The organism is Phenylobacterium sp. (assembly GCF_035276905.1).
Classification (GTDB): domain Bacteria; phylum Pseudomonadota; class Alphaproteobacteria; order Caulobacterales; family Caulobacteraceae; genus Phenylobacterium.
This window is the reverse complement of record NZ_DATELG010000130.1, coordinates 1-18,670: the sequence shown is the minus strand read 5'-3', so window position 1 is coordinate 18,670 and position 18,670 is coordinate 1. Positions and strand designations below refer to the sequence as shown.

Sequence of the window (18,670 nt, the reverse complement as noted above, 5' to 3'; positions counted from 1 at the left end):
CAGCACGCCGGCCGCAGACCGCGCCGGCAATCGCTCGGCGTCGACGTCCCGCAAGATCTCGAATCTCGTCAGCTCCGCATCGCTCATGATCCGCACCGCCACCGACGCCGCCTCCCAGCCAAGCTTGGAGGGAGGCTCACGCTTCTAATTTGCGCGGCACTGACATTTGCACTTTGCGGCTACACCGGTTTCTCGCCTAATAGATCTTATGCGAAATTCGGCACGCTGGGACACGATCACGGCCCTAAGCCGATGCGAGATCTTCGTCCGCTCGCCGCACCGCCCGCACAAAATCGGCCAGCTTGATCGGGTCCAGCCGAGCGTTCGTCCGGACACCCGAGCACAGGTCCAAGCCGTACGGCCGCACCTGTCTGATCGCGTCGGCAGCGTTCGCGGCCGACAGTCCGCCAGCCAGAAACACGGGAAGCGGAGATCTTTGGACAAACTCGGCGCTCACGGTCCAGTCATGCTGACGGCCGGTGCCGCCGAATTCTGGCGTGAGGGCGGCGGGCCTGCCGGAGTCGAGGAGAAACGCCTGCACATAGGGTGTATAGGCTGGCATCAAGTCCAGAGCCGAGGCCCCTTCGACATGGATCACCTGCACGCGACGAACGTGGGGCTCCAGATCCGCCAATCTCGCGGACTCGGCGGGATCGATATGCGACACGATTTGAACCGTAGTCGGATGGGTCCTGCGGATATGAGCGGAGATCGCCGCCGCCGTATGCTCTGACGTGAGCAGAAATGTCGCGATTGGTGGCGGGGCGTAAGCTGTAACTTCAGCAATCGCCTCATCGGCGATCGGCCCAGGCCCTGATGGCATCGCTCCGACGAGCCCGAGCGCGTCAGCGCCTGCGTCGATCGCGAGCTGCGCCTCCTCAATTGAGGCGATGCAGCAAACCTTGATGCGGGTTCTCATCCCGAGATTTTCCGCAGTCTTGCTGGACGACACAATGTCCGGGTTTCCGGCAAAGCTTGACCGACAGGCAGATTGATCGATTGGCGGCGTACCTGCGGACCCGATACGCGCCGGGCAAGCCGCAGTGGTCCTTGAACGAGCAGGTCTCGCCCGCATCCGGCGGAAGTAGCGGGCAAAGGCGCGATCGCGGCGTGCTGTCCACCGGAGCGGAGTAACGGCGTGCCCGACGAGAAAATCATGGGCCAGACGAGGCCTGCGGGCAAGCCGGGGCTCTAGTTGCAATCGATTTTAGCTTTAGTAATGATGCCGCCAGCCGGCGGCGCAGAACGCCGGGCCTGAGGAAGGACCACCGCCTTGCGCGGCTTCGACTTTGCAATCGGCGAAACAGCGGTCAAAGACCAGGCGTCGGGCGGCCTATGAGCAGGTCATCCTACGTCTGCGGGTCAAGCGAGCGGCCGTTGGTCGGCGAGACGATCGGCCAGCATTTCGATGCGGTATGCGCCGCCCACCCCGACCGCCTGGCGCTAATCGTCCGCCACCAGCACGTCCGATGGACCTACGCCGAGCTGAGCGAGCGCGTCGACGCCGCCGCCCGCGGTCTTCTCTCCCTCGGCCTCCAGCCGGGGGACAGGGTAGGCATATGGGCGCCCAACTGCAGCGAGTGGCTGGTCACGCAGTACGCCACTGCGAAGGTCGGCCTGGTGCTGGTCAACATCAATCCAGCCTATCGCACCGCCGAGGCCGAGTACGCCCTGAACAAGGTCGGCTGCCGCGCGCTGATCCTGGCGCCGAGGCACAGGTCGAGCGACTACCTGGCGATGCTCCGCGAGCTCGCGCCGGAACTCGGGGCGAACGCCTCGGACCGGCTGCGCGCGCCACGCCTTCCGCATCTGGAGCGGGTCATCACCCTTGGCGCGGACGCCCACGCCGGTTGCCTGCGGTTTGCGGAGCTTCTCGCGCGCGGCGAGGCCGAGGCCCGCGGACCGATGGAAGCTCTGGCGAACAGGCTACAGTTCGACGATCCGATTAACATCCAGTTCACCAGTGGCACGACCGGCTATCCCAAAGGCGCGACGCTCAGCCACCACAACATCCTCAATAACGGCTTCTTCGTCGGCGAGGCGATCCGGCTGACGCCGGACGACCGGGTCTGCGCGCCGGTGCCGCTCTACCACTGCTTCGGCATGGTGATGGCCAACCTGGCCTGCCTGACGCATGCCGCCTGCGTGGTCTATCCGGCGGAGGCCTTCGACCCCGGCGCGGTGCTGGAAGCGGTGGAGGTCGAGCGCTGCACGGCGCTCTACGGCGTGCCGACGATGTTCATCGCCGTCCTCGGCCACCCCCGGTTCGACCGCTTCGACCTCAGTTCGCTGCGCACCGGCATAATGGCCGGTTCACCCTGTCCGATCGAGGTCATGCGACAGGTGGTCGAGCGCCTGCACATGCCCCAGGTGACGATCGCCTACGGCATGACGGAGACCTCGCCGGTCAGCTTCCAGTCGAGCGTCGAGGAGACCTTGGAGCGGCGCGTGACCACGGTCGGCCGCATCCAGCCGCATCTCGAGGTCAAGATCGTCGACGCCGAAGGCCGCATCGTGCCGCGCGGCGAGACTGGCGAGCTGTGCACCCGCGGCTACTCGGTCATGCTGGGCTACTGGGACGATCCGGAACGCACCGCCGAGGCGGTGGACGCCGCCGGCTGGATGCACACCGGCGACCTCGCAGTGCTTGACGACGCCGGCTACGGCAACATCGCCGGCCGCATCAAGGACATGGTGATCCGCGGCGGTGAGAACATCTATCCGCGCGAGATCGAGGAGTTCCTCTATCGCCACCCCGCGATCCAGGACGTGCAGGTGATCGGCGTGCCGGACGCAAAGTTCGGCGAGGAGCTATGCGCGTGGGTGATCGCCAAAGCGGGAGCGGCCGTGGATGATGAGAGCCTGCGCGCCTTCTGCAGCGGGCAGATCGCTCACTACAAGATTCCCCGGTACTTCAAAATTGTCGACAGCTTCCCCACCACGGTCACGGGAAAGGTGCAGAAGTTCATCATGCGCGATCTGATGATCGCAGAATTAGGACTTACGGCTTCGAGAACCGCGTGATCAGCTACGGCCGAGCTGCGTCCGTCGCAAGCTGGCCCGCCAGATCGGCGAAGCGCCGCTGGGAGAGCCTGAACAAGAGGACGGTCACGATCCAGGTCGGCAGCGCGACGATCGTGATCGCCACGAGCAGGCCGCGCGGATCCTTCCCCAGTGCGCCCGACACCCAGCCGACGAGGGTCGGCGCGGCGCCGCCAATCAGTCCTGCTGCGATCGTGTAGAGGGCGGCGACCCGGGCGCGCAGCTTAGGCGGCGCCAGGTCCTGCAGGATGCTCGGCACCAGCGAGCCGATCGTCGTGCCGACCAGCATCAGGGCGCCAAAGAGCGCATAGCCCTGCCAGGCGGCTTGGATAAACGGGAAGCCAAGGACGATCGGCGTGCCCGCCAGGGCGACGACGAACGCGGTGCGGATCGGCGCCCCCAATCCATGCTGCGGACCGTAGAGACGCATGAGGACCTGGCCGAGCCCGACGCCGCCGACCATGCCCACGAAGGTCGCCGCCGCCATGCCCAGGCCGTTGGCTGCGGGCGTGGCGTTGAAAACCCGCGCCGCTGCAACGGGAAGCCAGGAGAGGTATCCGCCGAACGCGAGGAAATAGAAGGCGAGCGCGGCGAAGACCAAGGCGAGCGTCGCCCAATGACTCCGGAGAAATGGCATGAAGTTGCCGAGATCCTCGGCGCCCTTGCTGCTCGTCGGCGCCGCGACGCGGCGGCGCAGCGTGGCGAACCAGGTCAGAACCATGAAAATGGGCGCTGGGCTCGCGACGGCGAAGAAGCTCAGCCGCCAGGAACTGAACGCCCGCAAGGCGGACGGAAGACGATCGTGAAGCTGGTCGAGCGCCGAAAGCGCGCCCCCGCCCAACGCCAACCCCGCCGAGACGCCGACGAAGCTGAACAGATAGAAGAGCCCGTTCGCCAGCGTCCGTTTCCGTCCGGAAAAAAGATCGGGCACCACCGCATAGCAGATCGGCGTCAACCCAGCCTCGCCAGCGGCGATGAGAACCGCGGCCAGAAACAGTTGCTCGAAACTCTGCGCGAGCCCGCATAGGGCCGTACCAATGGACCATGTCAAAACACACGCGGACAGCACGTAGCGCCGGTCGAACCGATCCGCGGCCCAGGCGAGCGGAAAGGTGGCGACGAGGCTGAAGATTGCGAAGGCCAGACCCTGTACGAGCCCGAGTTGCCCGTCGCTCAGGCTCAGCTCCTTGGCCATGGGCGCGGCGGCGAGCGTCAGCACCTGCCGGTCGACGAAGCCGAACAGGGTGACCGCCAGGATCACCCCGAGGGTGTACCAGCCGCCTTTGTGGACGAAGTCCTCGGGCTCGGCCGCGGCGATCCCGGCCGTCACTGCAACAGCTGTCATTTCGCTTCGATCCATCGCCGCATATGGCCTTGAAGGGCGTCGAGGGAGACCGGCCCGAGCGCCAACAGTTCGTCGTGGAAGTCCCTGAGCGCGAACCGGTCGCCCAGAGCGGCTTCGGCTTCCGCTCTCAGCGCTGTGATCGTCCGCTCGCCGAGCTTGTAGCTGAGCGCCTGGGCCGGCATGCCGATGTAGCGGTCGACCTCGGCCTCGATCGTGCCTCGGGGCAAGAAGGTGTTCTCGACCATGTACTCGATCGCCTGATCACGGCCCCAGCCGTTCCAGTGCAGGCCCGTGTCGACGACCAGGCGGGCGGCGCGCCACAGCTCGAAGCTCAAGAGCCCGAACCGGTCGGCCGGATCGCGATAGAGGCCGAGTTCCTCGCCCAGCCGCTCGCAATAGAGCGCCCAGCCCTCGACGTAGCCGTTGTATTCGCTCCAGCCATGACGCCGGAACGCCGGCAGGCTTTCCTGCTCCTGGGCCAGGGCGAACTGCATCAGGTGGCCGGGCCAGGCCTCGTGAAGCGTGAGCGGCACGTGCAGGTGTTCCGGGCATCGCTCGGGCAAGGCCGTGAGCCAGTACACGCCGGCCGTCGCGCGATCGGCCGGCGCCGGCTGGGCAAGCGCGGGCGGGAGGGCGGCGGAGGCGTCCGCCGTGAACTGCTCGACGGCGTAGGTGATGCGCGGCAATCGCCCGAAGAGGCGCGGGAGAAGGCCGTCAATCTGCTTCGCCAGTGCTCGGACCTGTTTCAGCAGGGACGCAGCGTCTGGCGCAATTCGCGCCTCGAGCTCCGCGGCGACCGCGGCCCGTTCGCCGGGCCGGCCCATGGCCGCGAGCACAATGTCCAGTTCGACCTGAACCCGGGCGACTTCCGCCAATCCCATGGCGTGGACGGCCTCGGGATCGAGGTCGAGCGAGGTCTGCTGGCGCACCTTGTAGCGGTAGTAGGCGCGACCTTCGGGCTCGTGCAGCAGGCCGACGCTTTCCGTAAGCTCCTCCGGCCCGAGCATCGCGATGCAGCCCCGGAAACCTGCGATGGCCGGCAGCACTTCATTGCTGAGGATGGACGTGATCTGCTGACGCTGCTGGGCTAGCTGCTCCTCGTCGACGCCGGGAACGCCGGGCTCCAGGCGGCGGGTGATCCGAGCCGCGAGGCCGTCCTCCGCAGACAGGTGGCTGTCGAGAATGGCGAGGATCCGCGGAACGAGGATCCGCGGGACGCGGCGGCCTTCGGCGAAGCCGGCGCAAAGCAGCGCCATCCCCTGCTCGATAAACGCCGGCGCCGCCTGCAGACGCGCCGCGAAGTCCTCGCGCTGGGCGAAGGTGTCGAGCGCCGTCGTCTGCGCCAGCTGGTCGGGCGCGTCGGCGACGCTGAAGGGATAGAGCTGCGGGCGCCGGTGCTCGCAAAGTTGATAGGCGTCGATGATCGAGCTCAGCTGGCCCACGAGCAGCGACAGGGTGATCTTCGCTGCATCGTCCAGAGCACCGCCGTCGATTTCCCGCGCGCGGGCAAGCAGCCGCTGGGCGACCCGGGCGCGGCGGGCGTAATCGGCTTCGCCATTTCCCTCCAGCCGGCGGTTTTCGGTCGTGATGCCGGCTGCTGTCGCCTCGGTCGGAAACTCCCAGACCCTGAACCGCCAATAGTCCTGCGCCAGCTGCTCGAGGCGTTCGGCCGGCGACATCCGCTCCCGTCCGATGCGGTAGATCGGCACAGGCTCGGCCGCGACCTGCCCGCGCAGGAACGGATCCGGCGCGTCCTCGATCGTCTCCGAGCTATGGATCGTGCGCAGGACGTCAGCGCCGGCGACCAGCCGGCCGAAGGCGGAGAAGCCGAGGCCGTCATCCGTTCGCCCGCCGCCGGCGTCGAGCGCAGGCTGCGCCCCGAGGCAGAGGAAGAAGCTCTGTGCGGACGACGCGCCGCCATCGACGCGCGGCAAGGAGATCACGCCGTCTTCGTGAAGCAAGCCCGTCGCATCCGTCATTTCCGCGGGCACGTCGGCGCTGTGCGCGACGCCGGTCCTGCAGAAGCCCTGCACGACTTGGATGGTCGGCGTTCCGTTGTCGTTGTCGGAGTTGACGATCCTGGCGAAGCTGCCGCCGTCGAAAACACCCTTATCCACCTGCGCCAAGAAGGCGGACACAGCCACAGGAGCCCTGTCTTCGGCCAGCTCGACCACCAGGTCGCCAAGCGAAGTCACCATCCGGATGACCGGACGCGACCTTGTTCGAACGGCGTCCGTCGCAACAGTACACGTCATTGGAGTCAGGACGCCTCAGGCGCCTGGGCGTTGGCGGCGGCGATGGCGAGGATCTGATCGAGCGCAGGCTTGAACGCAGCTCCCTTCGGCGGTGCTTCGACCAGATGGGTCGCCAGATACTCCCAGCGGCGGCGAAGGCCGTATCCCGTCCAGTCATGCCCGCCGCGGGGCAGGATGACGAGGTCGGCGTCCTTGTCGGCCTCGATCAAGGCCTGGACCAGCTGGAACAGCGCCGCCGGGTGGCATCCCTCATCCAGCAGGCCATGGACGAACATCAGCTTGCCGGTCAGCCCTGCCGCATAGGTCTTGGCGGCCTGGGCCGCGTAGTGCGCAGGGTCGAATGCGCCATGGTAGCGCTCGCCCCAGGAATGCCAGAACAGCGCCTGGTCGTAGTTCCCGCAGCCGGCGACGGCCACCTTGAAGACCTCGCCGAAGCGCAGCGCCGCATGGGCCGTCATATAGCCCCCGCCCGAAAAGCCGGTGATCCCGACCCTGTCGAGATCCATCTGCGGCCGGTGCTCGGCGAGCTGCCGGAGGGCGGCGACGTGGTCCTCCAGGTTCGACGCCAGGTGGGCGGCTCCGTAGGAGGCGGTCCGGAACGCCTGCTCGCGCTGCGCCGTACCCCGTCCGTCCAGAACCAGGACGAAGGCGCCGAGCGCCGAGAGGTGAATCGCGTCCAGGTAGGTCAACGAGCTCACGAGATCGCCGTCTGCGAAGTGTCCGCGCGGAACGTGCGACACCTGCGGTCCGCCGTAGATGAGATCGATGACGGGGTATCGCCGGCCCTCTTCGTAGCCGAGCGGCTTGAAGAGCAGGCCATAGATCTCGGTCGCTCCATCCGCCGCCGTGCAACGGACCGGCTCGGGCGCGCTCCACCCGGCCGGCAGATCGGCCAAGGCCGTCTCCAGGACGGCGATCTCAGCGCCGTCGCGGCGACGCAGGAAACTTATCGGCGCGCTGTCGACGGTGCTGACGGTCTCGACGAAGTAGTCGCCGGTCGGCGACACGCCGGAGATCCGGCTTGGGTCCAGCCCTTCGAGACGCCTTACCGTCAATCCTATCTCGCTCGGACGCCAGATGCGATGCTCGCCCGGCGCAGCGGACAGGATCCTGACATCGCCGCCGTCGAGCGAGGCGACGCAGGGCTTGCCGAGGTAGGGGGTGGCGTCCTCGCTTAACCCCCCGGCCAGGAAGATGATCTCGCGCCGCTTGGGGTCGACGCTCAGGACGTCGCGGATCTGCCAGGGTCCGGCCGTGATCGCGTTCCGGAGGGCTCCCGTGCTCAAGTCATAGAGGTAAAGGTGCCCGCGTCCGGTGCGTTCCGAGTACCAGACAAGCTCGTTAGTCTCAGGCAGGGGAGTGATCAGCGCCGCCGAATAGACGATGACGCTGACCTCGACATAGGTCTCCGACTCTTCGCTGAACGCGACCCGGACCGCGCCGCTCGCGACGTCGAAAGCGACGACGTGCGCCTTGCGCTCGCCGCGCTCGATGTCCACGAAATAGGCTGTCCGCCCGTCCGCGCTCCACCACGCGAGGCCGGCGGCGAACGGGGTGCTGTTCATCCGGACCGCGTTGAGACGCGGATAGCGCGCCTCGACCTGGCGCCCGGTCGCAACCTCGATGGCGAGCATCCGAAATTCCGTGACCTTCGCATCGCCAGGCAGGCTGGTCCTGTTGGCCCGGATCTTCGGACGCACGCCCTCGCCCAACGCATAGTCGGCCACTGCAAGTTCCGGGACCTGCCGGTCGTCCGTCTGCAGGGTGAAGATCCAGCGGCCATCGGGCGACCACAGGGCCTCGGGAACGGCGTCCTGCGTGAACGCCCGGCCGCTCCGCCTGGCGGCGGGCGGCTCGCCGTAGGCATAGAACTCGACGCCGTCGGTCGTCAGCGCGCGCTCCGCGCCCGTCGCGAGATCGCGGAGCCAGAGGTTGTAGTCGCGCAGCACGAGCGCGGCCGACCCGTCCGGCGACGCCAGCCAGTTCATGTCGGACCGCTTCTCGGCCCGGCGCAGCACCCCGTCGGCCAGCGAATAGCAGTAGGCTGCGCCATAGGCCTCGAACGCCAGCTGATCGCTTTCCAGATCGAACTCGAGGTTGCGGACGATCAGCTGGCCGGGATCGATCGATGTCTTGAGCTCTGCGGCGAGGGCGAGCGCCAACGCCGCCTGAGTGACCGCGATGCGACGCTCGCCGGTCGCGGCGTCGACAATGCAGTACTCCGGGCCCGTTTCGCCGCTGCGCTTGTACCAGAAGCGGCTTTCGTCGAGCCAGATCGGGTAAACCGCGCCGTTGGCGACGCAATGCTCCGCAAGAAGGGCGGCTTGGGCGAATTCATAGCGTTCCGCCCATGACAGATCAGACATCGCGTAACCTTGAACTAGTAGCGGACGCTCAACGAGGCGCCGACCACCCTCGGCTGAAGGCGGGCGGGATAAATCAGAGCGCCAAACGGAGGATAGATGACGCTGTTCCGGTCCACGATGTTCCGCGCGAAGATCGAGGCGCTCCAGCTGTTTCCATCAGCGCCGATGCGCGCGTTGAGGATCTTCTGGGGATCGCTGAAGACCGGCGCTGACTGGAAGTTGCGCACATAGACCTGGAACGCTTCCGCGTACTGGTAGTCGACACGCACAAAGCTTGGGAGATTGGCGACGTCGAACCGGTACTCGGCCGATGCGGAGCCCGTGAAGTGCGGGACGTAGTCCACGCGATCGCCGGCCAGGTGTTCGACCGAGGAGGTCTTGTACGCCATGTTGTTCCAGCCGCCCGTCAGGCTGAGGGTGAGCGCGCGGACCGGAATGTAGGTCACCGAGCCGTCGACGCCCCAGCCGGCGATTTTCCCGCCGTTGGTCGTGAAGTTCGTCGGCAGGCCGGGGATGTTGGTGGTCGTCTGGACGTCATTCCAGACGTTCCGATAGACGGCGACCTCGGCGGAAAGCGCGCGATCTCTCGAGACGAACTTGCCGCCGGCCTCGTAGGTCCAGATCTTGTCGGGGCCATAGGATGGCGGCACCGTTCCCAGGCCCGCGCCGACCGACGTGGAGTTGAAGCCGCCGCTGCGGAAGCCCTTGGCCACGTTGGCGTAGAGGTTCACCTGATCGGTGGGCTGCCAGGACAGGTTGAAGCGCGGACTGAGCGAGGTGAACTTGGCGCTGTTGACGTCCACGGACGTGAAGCCGAAGGTCGTCTGGGTGGAATCCTGCTTGCGCCGGTCTTCGAAGTAGCGGAGCCCGACGAGGGCGGTCAGCCTGGGCGTCAGCTTATAGGTTCCCTCGCCGAACACGGCCCAGGACTGCGAGTTGGAAGGCGACGTGCCGCTGCCGGCCAACAAGTTCACCCCGGGCGGCAGGAGGTCCGGCGTGACTGTGGTGATCGTGTCGGCGGTGGCCTTCGAGTCCCTGAAGAAGGCGCCGACCGTCCATCCCAGCCGCGTCTCGCCCTTCGAGGCCAGGCGGACTTCCTGGGTGAAGATCTTGTTGATCGGTGCGGTGACGGTGAGAACGTTCTGCACCGCGGCGGAAGGAACGTCGAACAGCGGCAAGAACGGCTTGAAGGTGGCCGTCAGGTCGGCGGTCTGACTATCCTGGCGCGTGATGTAGCCGGTCGAGCTCAGCAGTTCGGCGAAGCCGGTGTCGTAGGTCGCCGTGGCGTTGAGCAGCGTCGCCTTCGAACGGAACGGCGTCGGTCCGGCGTCGAAAACATGATGGTTCTCGTCGCTGAGGTTCTGCGCGCCGAGACGCAGTTCCTGATGCTGAACCATCAGCGTCAGCTTGAAGTCGTCGCTGAACCTGACCGCGACCTTGCCGCGCAAGGTGAGCGCGTGCCCGCTGTTGACGTTCTTGTCGCCGAGCAGAGGATTGTCGATCCAACCGCCGAAGTGCTGATAGGACGCAGCCAGGCGCGCGCCGAGGCGATCGGTGACGAGCGGGGCGTTGACGACGCCGTCCACCTTCCAGTCGGTTCCGCCGCCGCTGACCGCGCCGGTCTCGCCGTTGACGGCGGCGGAATACCGCGACAGGTCCGGGTCGTTCGTGATGTAGCGGATCGTGCCGCCGACCGCGCCTTGACCGTAGAGCGTGCCTTGCGGGCCGCGCAACACTTCGATGCGGGAGATGTCGAGCAGACGGACGTCCTGGCCGGTCTGGTTCGCCTCCGTGTTCAGCGGCAGCTCGTCCAGGTACACGCCGACGGTCGGCAGGCCGCTGTAGACGGAAACGCCGCGAAGCTGCACCCGCTGTTGCCCCGGTGAGAACTCGGTGATCGACAGACCGGGAACGGCGTACTGCAGGTCGTTGATGGTCGACGCGTTACGCCTCGCAAGCTCCGCGCCGCCGACGGCGGTGATGGACAGCGGCACGTCAATCAAGGCCTGCTCACGCTTTTGCGCCGTCACCACGACCTCGCTGAGCGTCGTCGCCCCTGTCGACGGCGCAGCCTCCTGTGCGTCGGCGCGAGCGGCGAAGGCCAAGCTCGACGTCGCGCAGAGCAGCGCGCTGATCAACCCCCTCATAGGATTTTCCTCCCTTCCTGTGCTAAAATAAGCGTGCGATCGCTTTTTATTCTGCGCAAGGAATTTTTCGTCGCAGTAGTTAAGCTGGCTCAAGCGATGCGATAATGAGCGTGCGCTCACTTTTTTGGCGGCGACCGTGTACGCTGCCTGAAAACGCAGCGCAGTGTGGAGGGAAGGCCCTGCCGAAGCGAGACGAGAGCTATATGGAAGCGCAGCGCGAGGCGATCGCGCGCGCCGCCTTGGAGGTCCTGCTGGAGAAGGGCGTCTACGAGACCTCCTTGCGCGACATATGCAAGGCCGCGGGAATCTCCGTCGGAGCGCTCTACACCCACTTCAAGACCACGGAGGAGGCGATCGTCGCCGCCTGCACCCTTCATCACCTGGAGGAGCAGCGTCTTCCAATTCCCGCCAGCTGGGGCGAGTACGTCGCCTCGCTGAAGGTCGTCCGGCGTGAGCACGGCAGCCGGGACAGCAAACGCTTCCGGCTCTCTTTGCAGTTCGCCGCCGAGATCTCTCAAATGGAGCAAAACCCGAAGGGTCTGGCGGCGATCTATCACCTCTACCGAGAGCGAATCGCCAAGAGCCTGCGCGCGCTGCAAGCTGCAGGAGAGATCACCTTGCCGCTCGGTCTGGAGATGACGACCGAGCTCCACATGCAGCTTGCGTCCGGCGCGGAATATCAGCTGGCCTGCGATCGCGAGCTGCCCTCAGACGGCGTGCTCGAGGCGCTCGACGTCGGGCTCGCGATGACGGCGGGAAGGAGAGCAGGCCCGCCTGACACCTAAGTGCGCCCGCCGCGCCAGGGCCGAAGCGCGTCCGCCTCATTGCCGCGGGGCGAACCGCGCGCTAGATCCTTAACATGAGTAGTACATTGGCGCTGGCGCTGCGGCGCCTCGCCAGACGTGGCTGAGACGATTCGGAAAACCTGGGAGGACGACTATGGCTCTGCTGACAAGACGAGCGATCTGGGCGAGCACGCCGGCGCTGATGCTGGTTGCAGCCGCACCGGGCGTGCTGGCCGCCCCCGAGGCGGCCGACACGATCCTGAGCAATGGCCAGGTCTTCACCGTCGATCAAAAGCGCAGCTGGGCTCAGGCCGTCGCCATCCGCGCCGGCAAGATCGTCTACGTCGGATCGAATGAAGGCGCCTCGGCCTTCCGCGGCGCACGCACCCAGGTGATTGACGCCGGCGGCCGCGTGGTGCTTCCCGGCTTCATCGACACGCACAACCACGTCTATTTGCGCGCCGAGGAGATGTTCTGGCTGAAGCTGCCAGGCGCGCCTCGTCCCATCGGCCCGGCCGACCCGGGCGAAGCCTCCATGGAAAGCTACCGGCAGGCGATCGCCGCCTATCGGGCGAAGAATCTCGGCCTGCAGCAAATCCGCGGGGTCGGCTTTCACCTCGAATGGCTGAGGGCCACGGCGAGCGCCCAGGGCAAGCCGCCGCGGGCCCTGCTCGATGAGCTCGTGGGCGACATTCCGGCGGCGATCGTGGCGACGTCGCACCATGAGCTGTGGGTCAACAGCGCAGCGCTCCGCCGGGCGGGGCTCACCAAGGACACGCCCGAGCCGGCCGGCGCCGTGATCGAGCGCGACCCGAAGACCGGCGAGCCGAACGGAATCCTGCATGAATTCGGCGCGCACGACCTGGTCTTGTCAAAGCTTCCGCAACCCGATTCCTCGACGGAGGAGTATCGCCAGGCGGTGGAGTCCTGGCAGCAGCTGGCGGCGCGACGGGGCGTCACCGGCGCGATCGTCCCGACCCACGTCACGACGCTGCCGTTCTTCAACGCCATGCAGCGGCTGAGCGACGAGGGGAAGCTCACCGCGCGCTACAACGTCGCGCAGTGGGCCAACGAGAACCGGGGCGTGTCCCAGGTCCCCGAACTGATCGCCACGCGGGCGCGGTTCGCCGGGGGGCGCTACTTCAAGCTGAACACGATCAAGATCTTCGCCACCGGCGTGCCGGGCGCGGGCAAGGAGATGCTGTGGGCCCAGGACTCGTTGAACGCGACGATGGCCGCGTTCGACAAGGCGGGCTTTCGGCTCTACATCCACGACATCGGTTCGACGGAGTCCTATGGGAAGACGCTCGACGCCTTCGAATACGCTCTGACCCGGAACGGCCCGCGCGACTCTCGCCACATCATCTCGCACGTGTTTCCGATGGCGGCGCCGCTCGCTGGCCGCTTCAAGGCGCTCGGCGTGCGCGCCGATGGGCACCCGGCGCCGAAGGTCTTCTACGATCTGGGCGTTCCGACGACCTGCTCGAGCGACTATCCCGTCTGGGACTTCAACCCCCTGCCCCGCATCCAGCGCGGCGTGCAGGAAGGCGTCCCGCTCCAGGACATGATCGTCAGCCAGACCCTTCGCGGCGCGGAGGCGCTCTTCGCCGAGACGGAGACCGGCTCGATCGAGGTGGGCAAGGCGGCGGACCTGATCGTTCTCGACAGGGACATCTTCCGCCTTGCGCCGGAGGCGATCGGCGAGGCCAAGGTGATCCTCAGCATGTTCGCCGGCGCGGTTCAGTATCGCGACGACAAGGCCGGCTTCGCCGCCGCGGGCGGCCGCGGCGTTGCAATGGCCTGACCTGCTGATCGTCGGGCGCGGGACGTGGCGGCGCGCAGGCGGCCGCCGCGGCCCTCTCCTGCGGTCGCTTTGAAGCCTCAGACCCGTTGACAACTTAACATGTTAAGTTATTTAGCGGGTGTGAGCGCCGTCCAGTGGCGAGCATAGGAGACAACCGATGACCATCGACCGCCGTCAAATCGCGCTCGACGCCGTGGCGCCGTTCCGCAAGCGCCCGCTCGGCCATTTCATCGACGGCCGCGATCTGCCGGGATCGGGAGCGCCCTTCGAGGTGACCGAGCCCGCGACCGGTCAGGTGATCGGACAGGCGCTCGACGCCACGCCCGCCGAAGTGGACGCCGCCGTGGCGGCGGCCAAGGGCGCGTTCCCGGCGTGGGCTGCGACCCCAGGCGCCGAAAGGCGCAAGATCCTCCATCGCATCGCCGACCTCATCGAGGCGCGCGCGGACGAGATCGCGGCGGTGGAATGCCTGGACGCCGGACAATGCTGGCGCTTCATGTCGAAGGCGGCGATCCGCGGCGCGGAGAACTTCCGCTTCTTCGCCGATCGGGCGCCGGACGCCGCCAACGGCCAATCGCTGCCGACCGGGGAGCATCTGAACTTCACGACGCGTCATCCCATCGGCCCCGTCGCCGTGATCACGCCGTGGAACACGCCCTTCATGCTGTCGACGTGGAAGATCGCGCCGGCGCTGGCCGCTGGCTGCACCGTGGTTCACAAGCCGGCCGAGTGGTCGCCCTACTCGGCGCGCCTGCTGGTCGAGATCGCAGCGGAGGCGGGCCTCCCGCCCGGCGTCTTCAACGCCGTCAACGGGCTCGGCGAGACGACCGGCAAAGGCCTGACGGAACATCGGGACATCAAGGCGGTGGCGTTCGTCGGCGAAAGCAAGACCGGCTCGGCCATCATGCGCCAGGGTGCCGAGACCCTGAAGCGGGTCCACTTCGAACTGGGCGGCAAGAACCCCGTCATCGTGTTCGACGACGCCGACCTCGAGCGTGCGCTCGATGCGACGATCTTCATGATCTACTCGCTCAACGGCCAGCGCTGTACGTCCTCGTCGCGGCTGCTGGTGCAGCGCTCGATCCACGATGCGTTCGTAGCCCGGCTGGTGGAACGCGTCGGCCGGCTGAAGGTCGGCGATCCGTTCGACCCCGCCACCGAGGTCGGGCCGTTGATCCACCCGCGTCACCTGGCGAAGGTGGAAAGCTACGCCGCCATCGCCGCGCAGGGCGGGGCGCGCGTCGCCGCCGGGGGCCGGCGTCATGCGGCCGGGGCGAACGGAGGCTACTACTTCGAGCCGACGCTCTTCGCCGACGCGGAGCAGTCGATGCGCATCGCCCGGGAGGAGATCTTCGGACCGGTCCTCACCGTGATCCCGTTCGACGACGAAGCCGACGCGATCTCCAAGGCGAACGACGTCGACTACGGCCTGGCCGCCTACCTTTGGACCGGCGAGGTCGGCCGGGCGCTGCGGGTCTCCAACGCGCTGGAGGCCGGCATGGTCTGGGTGAACAGCGAGAACGTGCGTCACCTGCCGACGCCGTTCGGCGGCATGAAGGCCTCAGGCATCGGCCGGGACGGCGGCGACTGGAGCTTCGACTTCTACATGGAGACGAAGAATGTCGCCCTCGCATTCGGCGGCCACAAGATCCAGCGGCTTGGCGTCTAGAGAGCGTTCAGATGATTTCCATTACCGTAACCGAGCGTACCGGCGCCGAGCGCCAGTTGAACGTCGAAGCTGGCAAGTCGCTCATGGAGGCCATTCGCGACGCCGGGATCGATGAGCTGTTGGCCCTGTGCGGCGGGTGCTGCTCCTGCGCCACCTGCCACGTCATCGTGGATCCCGCCTTCGCCGACGCCCTGCCGCCGATCAGCCAGGACGAGGACGACCTGCTCGACTCCTCGTCCCATCGGGACGCCACCTCGCGCCTGGCCTGTCAGGTTCCGCTCGAAGAGCGGCTCGACGGCCTGCGCGTACGGATCGCGCCCGAGGATTGATCGGCGTGGACCTGAAGCGCGAGGCCTGCCTCATCGACGGCGCCTGGGTCGCCGGCGATCGATGGATCGACGTCGACGATCCCGCCACAGGCCAGGTGATCGGACGCGTTCCCGATCTCGGCGCGGCCGAGACCCGGCGCGCGGTCGCCGCGGCCCAGGCCGCCATGTCGGCCTGGGCGGCGCGGCCGGCGAAGGAGCGCGCCCGCGTGCTCCGCCGCTTCGCCGATCTGATGATCGCGCACCAGGAGCCGCTCGCCGAACTGCTCACCGCTGAGCAGGGCAAGCCGCTCGCCGAAGCGCGCGCCGAGATCGCCTATGCCGCCGGCTTCCTCGAATGGTTCGGCGAGGAGGCCAAACGCCTTTATGGCGAGATCGTCCCGGCGCACGCGGCGGACAAGCGCATCCTGGTGATGCGCCAGCCGATCGGCGTGGTGGCGGCGATCACGCCCTGGAACTTTCCGTCGGCGATGGTGACGCGGAAGATCGCGCCGGCTCTGGCCGCGGGCTGCGCCGCCGTCGTGAAGCCGGCGCCGCAGACCCCCTTCTCCGCCCTGGCGCTGGGCGTCCTGGCCGCCGAGGCCGGCCTGCCGCCTGGCCTGCTGAACATCGTCACCGGGGATGCGGCCGCGATCGGCGGCGTGCTGACCGGGAGCCCCGAGGTCGCCAAGCTCAGCTTTACCGGGTCCACCGCGGTGGGCGCCCTGCTGGCTGCGCAGGCGGCGCCGACGATCAAGAAGCTGAGCCTCGAGCTCGGCGGCAACGGGCCCTTCGTCGTGTTCGAGGACGCCGACATCGACAAGGCGGTCGATGGCGCGATCCAGGCCAAGTTCCGCAACGCCGGGCAGGCCTGCGTCGCCGCCAACCGGCTCTATGTGCAGGCGTCCGTCCACGACGCCTTCGTCGAGAAACTGGTCGCCGCCGTCGCCCAACTGAAGGTCGGGCCGGGCGCGGAAGACGGCGTCCAGGTCGGCCCCCTGATCGACGAGCGGGCCGTGGCCAAGGTGGCCGCTCACGTCCACGACGCGCGTCAGCGCGGCGGGCGCGTGCTCACCGGCGGCGAACGCCTCGGCGGCCGGTACTTCCAGCCGACCGTGATCGCCGAGGCCACGGACGAGATGCTCTGCGCGCGTGAAGAAACCTTCGGCCCGCTGACCCCCGTCATGCGGTTCACGACGGAGGCCGAGGTGGTGGCGCGCGTGAACGCGTCGGAATACGGCTTGGCCGCCTACGTCTACTCGCGCGACCTTGCGCGGGTGTGGCGGGTGGCGGAGGCGGTCGAGTCGGGGATGATCGGCGTCAACACCGGGCTGATCTCGACCGAGGTCGCGCCGTTCGGCGGGATCAAGCGCTCGGGTCTCGGGCGTGAGGGCTCGCGCCACGGGCTCGAGGACTACACGGAACTCAAGTACATCTGCATGGGGATCTGACCTGCGCTCGGCGGGCCATCGGCGCCCGCGGACCGCGGCCCTGCCCCTATTCGTCGGTCGAATCGGCATATGGGGCGGCGTTGGCCGCCGCGCCCCTGCCACACCACCCGGCATGCGGGTCCGCACCGGGCGGTTCGAGAGGTTGAGGTCATGAGAGTCTGGGTGCGCCTAGGCGGTCAACCGTGATGTCGCGGACTGCTGTCGCGAGCATGTGGCGAAGCTGGCCACGCTCGTCTTGGGTTGTATCGATAACTTTCCCCATCACTGCTGCCCGACTCTCGCCCTGACGCCGTCAGGCGTCGATGCGTTGCGGCTTTCGCTGGATGACGTCGACGAGGCGCTAGGGTTGTCGCGTGGCTACACTGCCGTGGGGCCGTTCTCCCGTGACGAACGAATCCACATGCTCCAGCGACAGGTCGATGGCCTCGACTTCGGCATTTTGCACAAGCTGGCGGCCTGGAAACCCCGGCGACGCCCGAGGGACGAAAGCCCCAGCGGTATTCTCGGAGACAGGCTTCGCCAACGGCTGGTCGCCCGGCTTGAAAGCCGCCACGCCGTCCAGGCAGACAACCCGCTTGTCGAGGTATTAGCTGCCGAGATCCTTTTGGGTGACGGCGAGGTGTGATGCACAGGGACCTCGTCCGGTGAAGCAGCTTCAGCTACCCCTCGGGCCCGGCGTCTCCCGACGCCAGAAAGGACTTGATCAGTTCTGCCTCTATTGCGGACGGCCGGCCGATACCCGCGAACACGTTCCGCCCAAAACCCTCCTGGAGAAGCCCTGGCCGATCAACCTTCGCACGGTTCCGGCGTGCGGGCCGTGCAATCGGTCTTGGTCCCTCGACGAGGAATACCTCGCCGTGGTGCTTGCTCACATCGGAGATGCGCCACATCTCGCCGCCAAGATCGAGGACGGCGGAAAATTCGATAGGTCGCTGCAGTCCTTTCCCGGTCTGGACGACCGGATAATCAAATCCCTGTCCATCGACAGCGAAGGGCGGGTCAGATTTGAGCCCGAGATGGGCCGGATCGCCACCGTCGTCGAAAAGGTCGCCTTTGGCCTGTACGCGTTGAAATACGGGCGCGGCGCCAGCCGATCAGATTTTGCGTGCATCGCCGTGGCCGGCCCCGGCGCTGAGCTTCCGCCAAATCTGGTCCCCGCGCTCTGGATCTGGCCCGGCATACGGCGCAAACGCTGGACCCCCGTCCAGGACAGCGTGTTCAGCTTTCTCTTTGCGAAGGGCTGGTTGGCCGGCGATGCGCCGCTCTACTGCTTTATGAATCTGCACAACACCCTGATTGCAGTGGTCAGTTGCCCGGCCGCCGCCACAAGGGCCAAAGCCCGGCTAGCTAGCGCGCCGTGGTAGCAGCATCGGTCGCCTCAGTCGAAGCGGCCCTAAACCGGCTGGATCAGGCAATAGCGAGCGGCCTCAATCGCGTCCGTTGTCTGCGACGCTGGAGCGAGTTCATCCGCGAACGGGATGGCCATCGTTGCGTCGATTGC

13 protein-coding genes are annotated in these 18,670 nt (G+C 67.1%); 8 read left to right on the top strand and 5 right to left on the bottom strand.

Annotation, left to right across the window (positions count from 1 at the left end):
• Positions 1 to 244 precede the first annotated feature (244 nt).
• Positions 245 to 919 carry a phosphoribosylanthranilate isomerase gene (locus VJS38_RS06030; protein ID WP_324087252.1) on the bottom strand — a complete coding sequence of 225 codons (675 nt, stop codon included), beginning with the start codon at positions 917 to 919 and terminating at the stop codon, positions 245 to 247.
• Positions 920 to 1,335: 416 nt separating this feature from the next.
• Between VJS38_RS06030 and VJS38_RS06025 the strand changes: the two genes are divergently transcribed.
• Positions 1,336 to 3,024, top strand: coding sequence for an AMP-binding protein (locus VJS38_RS06025; protein ID WP_324087251.1), 1,689 nt, complete (start codon positions 1,336 to 1,338; stop codon positions 3,022 to 3,024).
• A gap of 4 nt (positions 3,025 to 3,028) precedes the next feature.
• Here the strand turns inward: VJS38_RS06025 and VJS38_RS06020 are convergent, their stop codons facing one another.
• The 4 genes from VJS38_RS06020 to VJS38_RS06005 all read right to left on the bottom strand — a co-directional run bounded on the left by VJS38_RS06020 (position 3,029) and on the right by VJS38_RS06005 (position 11,155).
• Positions 3,029 to 4,402 carry an MFS transporter gene (locus VJS38_RS06020; protein ID WP_324087250.1) on the bottom strand — a complete coding sequence of 458 codons (1,374 nt, stop codon included), beginning with the start codon at positions 4,400 to 4,402 and terminating at the stop codon, positions 3,029 to 3,031.
• Entirely contained in the window at positions 4,384 to 6,585 is a 2,202-nt protein-coding gene (locus tag VJS38_RS06015; RefSeq protein WP_324087249.1) for a DUF885 family protein, read from the bottom strand. Before VJS38_RS06015 ends, VJS38_RS06020 begins: the two co-directional genes overlap by 19 nt.
• Positions 6,586 to 6,647: 62 nt before the next feature.
• A complete protein-coding gene (locus tag VJS38_RS06010) occupies positions 6,648 to 9,008 on the bottom strand; it encodes a S9 family peptidase (protein WP_324087248.1) in 2,361 nt (786 codons plus the stop codon).
• Between the two features lie 14 nt (positions 9,009 to 9,022).
• The gene (locus VJS38_RS06005; RefSeq protein WP_324087247.1) at positions 9,023 to 11,155 is read right to left on the bottom strand and encodes a TonB-dependent receptor; all 2,133 of its coding nucleotides are present in this window, start codon (positions 11,153 to 11,155) and stop codon (positions 9,023 to 9,025) included.
• Between the two features lie 104 nt (positions 11,156 to 11,259).
• Here VJS38_RS06005 and VJS38_RS06000 point away from each other — a divergent pair, with 104 nt between their 5' ends.
• From VJS38_RS06000 to VJS38_RS05970, 7 genes are all read left to right on the top strand, one after another.
• The gene (locus tag VJS38_RS06000) at positions 11,260 to 11,940 is read left to right on the top strand and encodes a TetR/AcrR family transcriptional regulator (protein WP_324087246.1); all 681 of its coding nucleotides are present in this window, start codon (positions 11,260 to 11,262) and stop codon (positions 11,938 to 11,940) included.
• Positions 11,941 to 12,094: 154 nt separating this feature from the next.
• Positions 12,095 to 13,744: an amidohydrolase gene (locus VJS38_RS05995; RefSeq protein WP_324087245.1), complete on the top strand. Its 1,650-nt coding sequence runs from the start codon at positions 12,095 to 12,097 to the stop codon at positions 13,742 to 13,744.
• 157 nt (positions 13,745 to 13,901) lie between these two features.
• Positions 13,902 to 15,413: a 5-carboxymethyl-2-hydroxymuconate semialdehyde dehydrogenase gene (gene hpaE / locus VJS38_RS05990; protein ID WP_324087244.1), complete on the top strand. Its 1,512-nt coding sequence runs from the start codon at positions 13,902 to 13,904 to the stop codon at positions 15,411 to 15,413.
• A gap of 11 nt (positions 15,414 to 15,424) precedes the next feature.
• Complete coding sequence (locus tag VJS38_RS05985; RefSeq protein ID WP_324087243.1) at positions 15,425 to 15,742, top strand: 2Fe-2S iron-sulfur cluster-binding protein; 318 nt, start codon at positions 15,425 to 15,427, stop codon at positions 15,740 to 15,742.
• On the top strand, positions 15,739 to 17,169 hold the full coding sequence (locus tag VJS38_RS05980) for an NAD-dependent succinate-semialdehyde dehydrogenase (protein ID WP_414692412.1): 1,431 nt from the start codon (positions 15,739 to 15,741) through the stop codon (positions 17,167 to 17,169). Before VJS38_RS05985 ends, VJS38_RS05980 begins: the two co-directional genes overlap by 4 nt.
• 211 nt (positions 17,170 to 17,380) lie before the next feature.
• On the top strand, positions 17,381 to 17,794 hold the full coding sequence (locus tag VJS38_RS05975) for a hypothetical protein (protein WP_324087241.1): 414 nt from the start codon (positions 17,381 to 17,383) through the stop codon (positions 17,792 to 17,794).
• 19 nt (positions 17,795 to 17,813) lie between these two features.
• A complete protein-coding gene (locus VJS38_RS05970; protein WP_324087240.1) occupies positions 17,814 to 18,533 on the top strand; it encodes a hypothetical protein in 720 nt (239 codons plus the stop codon).
• Positions 18,534 to 18,670: the final 137 nt, after the last annotated feature.

Bases quoted from the DNA above. Each gene is read 5' to 3' on its own strand.
- VJS38_RS06030 (WP_324087252.1), bottom strand. From the start codon at position 919: ATGAGAACCCGCATCAAGGTTTGCTGCATCGCCTCAATTGAGGAGGCG.
- VJS38_RS06025 (WP_324087251.1), top strand. From the start codon at position 1,336: ATGAGCAGGTCATCCTACGTCTGCGGGTCAAGCGAGCGGCCGTTGGTC.
- VJS38_RS06020 (WP_324087250.1), bottom strand. From the start codon at position 4,402: ATGGATCGAAGCGAAATGACAGCTGTTGCAGTGACGGCCGGGATCGCC.
- VJS38_RS06015 (WP_324087249.1), bottom strand. From the start codon at position 6,585: ATGGTGACTTCGCTTGGCGACCTGGTGGTCGAGCTGGCCGAAGACAGG.
- VJS38_RS06010 (WP_324087248.1), bottom strand. From the start codon at position 9,008: ATGTCTGATCTGTCATGGGCGGAACGCTATGAATTCGCCCAAGCCGCC.
- VJS38_RS06005 (WP_324087247.1), bottom strand. From the start codon at position 11,155: ATGAGGGGGTTGATCAGCGCGCTGCTCTGCGCGACGTCGAGCTTGGCC.
- VJS38_RS06000 (WP_324087246.1), top strand. From the start codon at position 11,260: ATGAGCGTGCGCTCACTTTTTTGGCGGCGACCGTGTACGCTGCCTGAA.
- VJS38_RS05995 (WP_324087245.1), top strand. From the start codon at position 12,095: ATGGCTCTGCTGACAAGACGAGCGATCTGGGCGAGCACGCCGGCGCTG.
- hpaE (WP_324087244.1), top strand. From the start codon at position 13,902: ATGACCATCGACCGCCGTCAAATCGCGCTCGACGCCGTGGCGCCGTTC.
- VJS38_RS05985 (WP_324087243.1), top strand. From the start codon at position 15,425: ATGATTTCCATTACCGTAACCGAGCGTACCGGCGCCGAGCGCCAGTTG.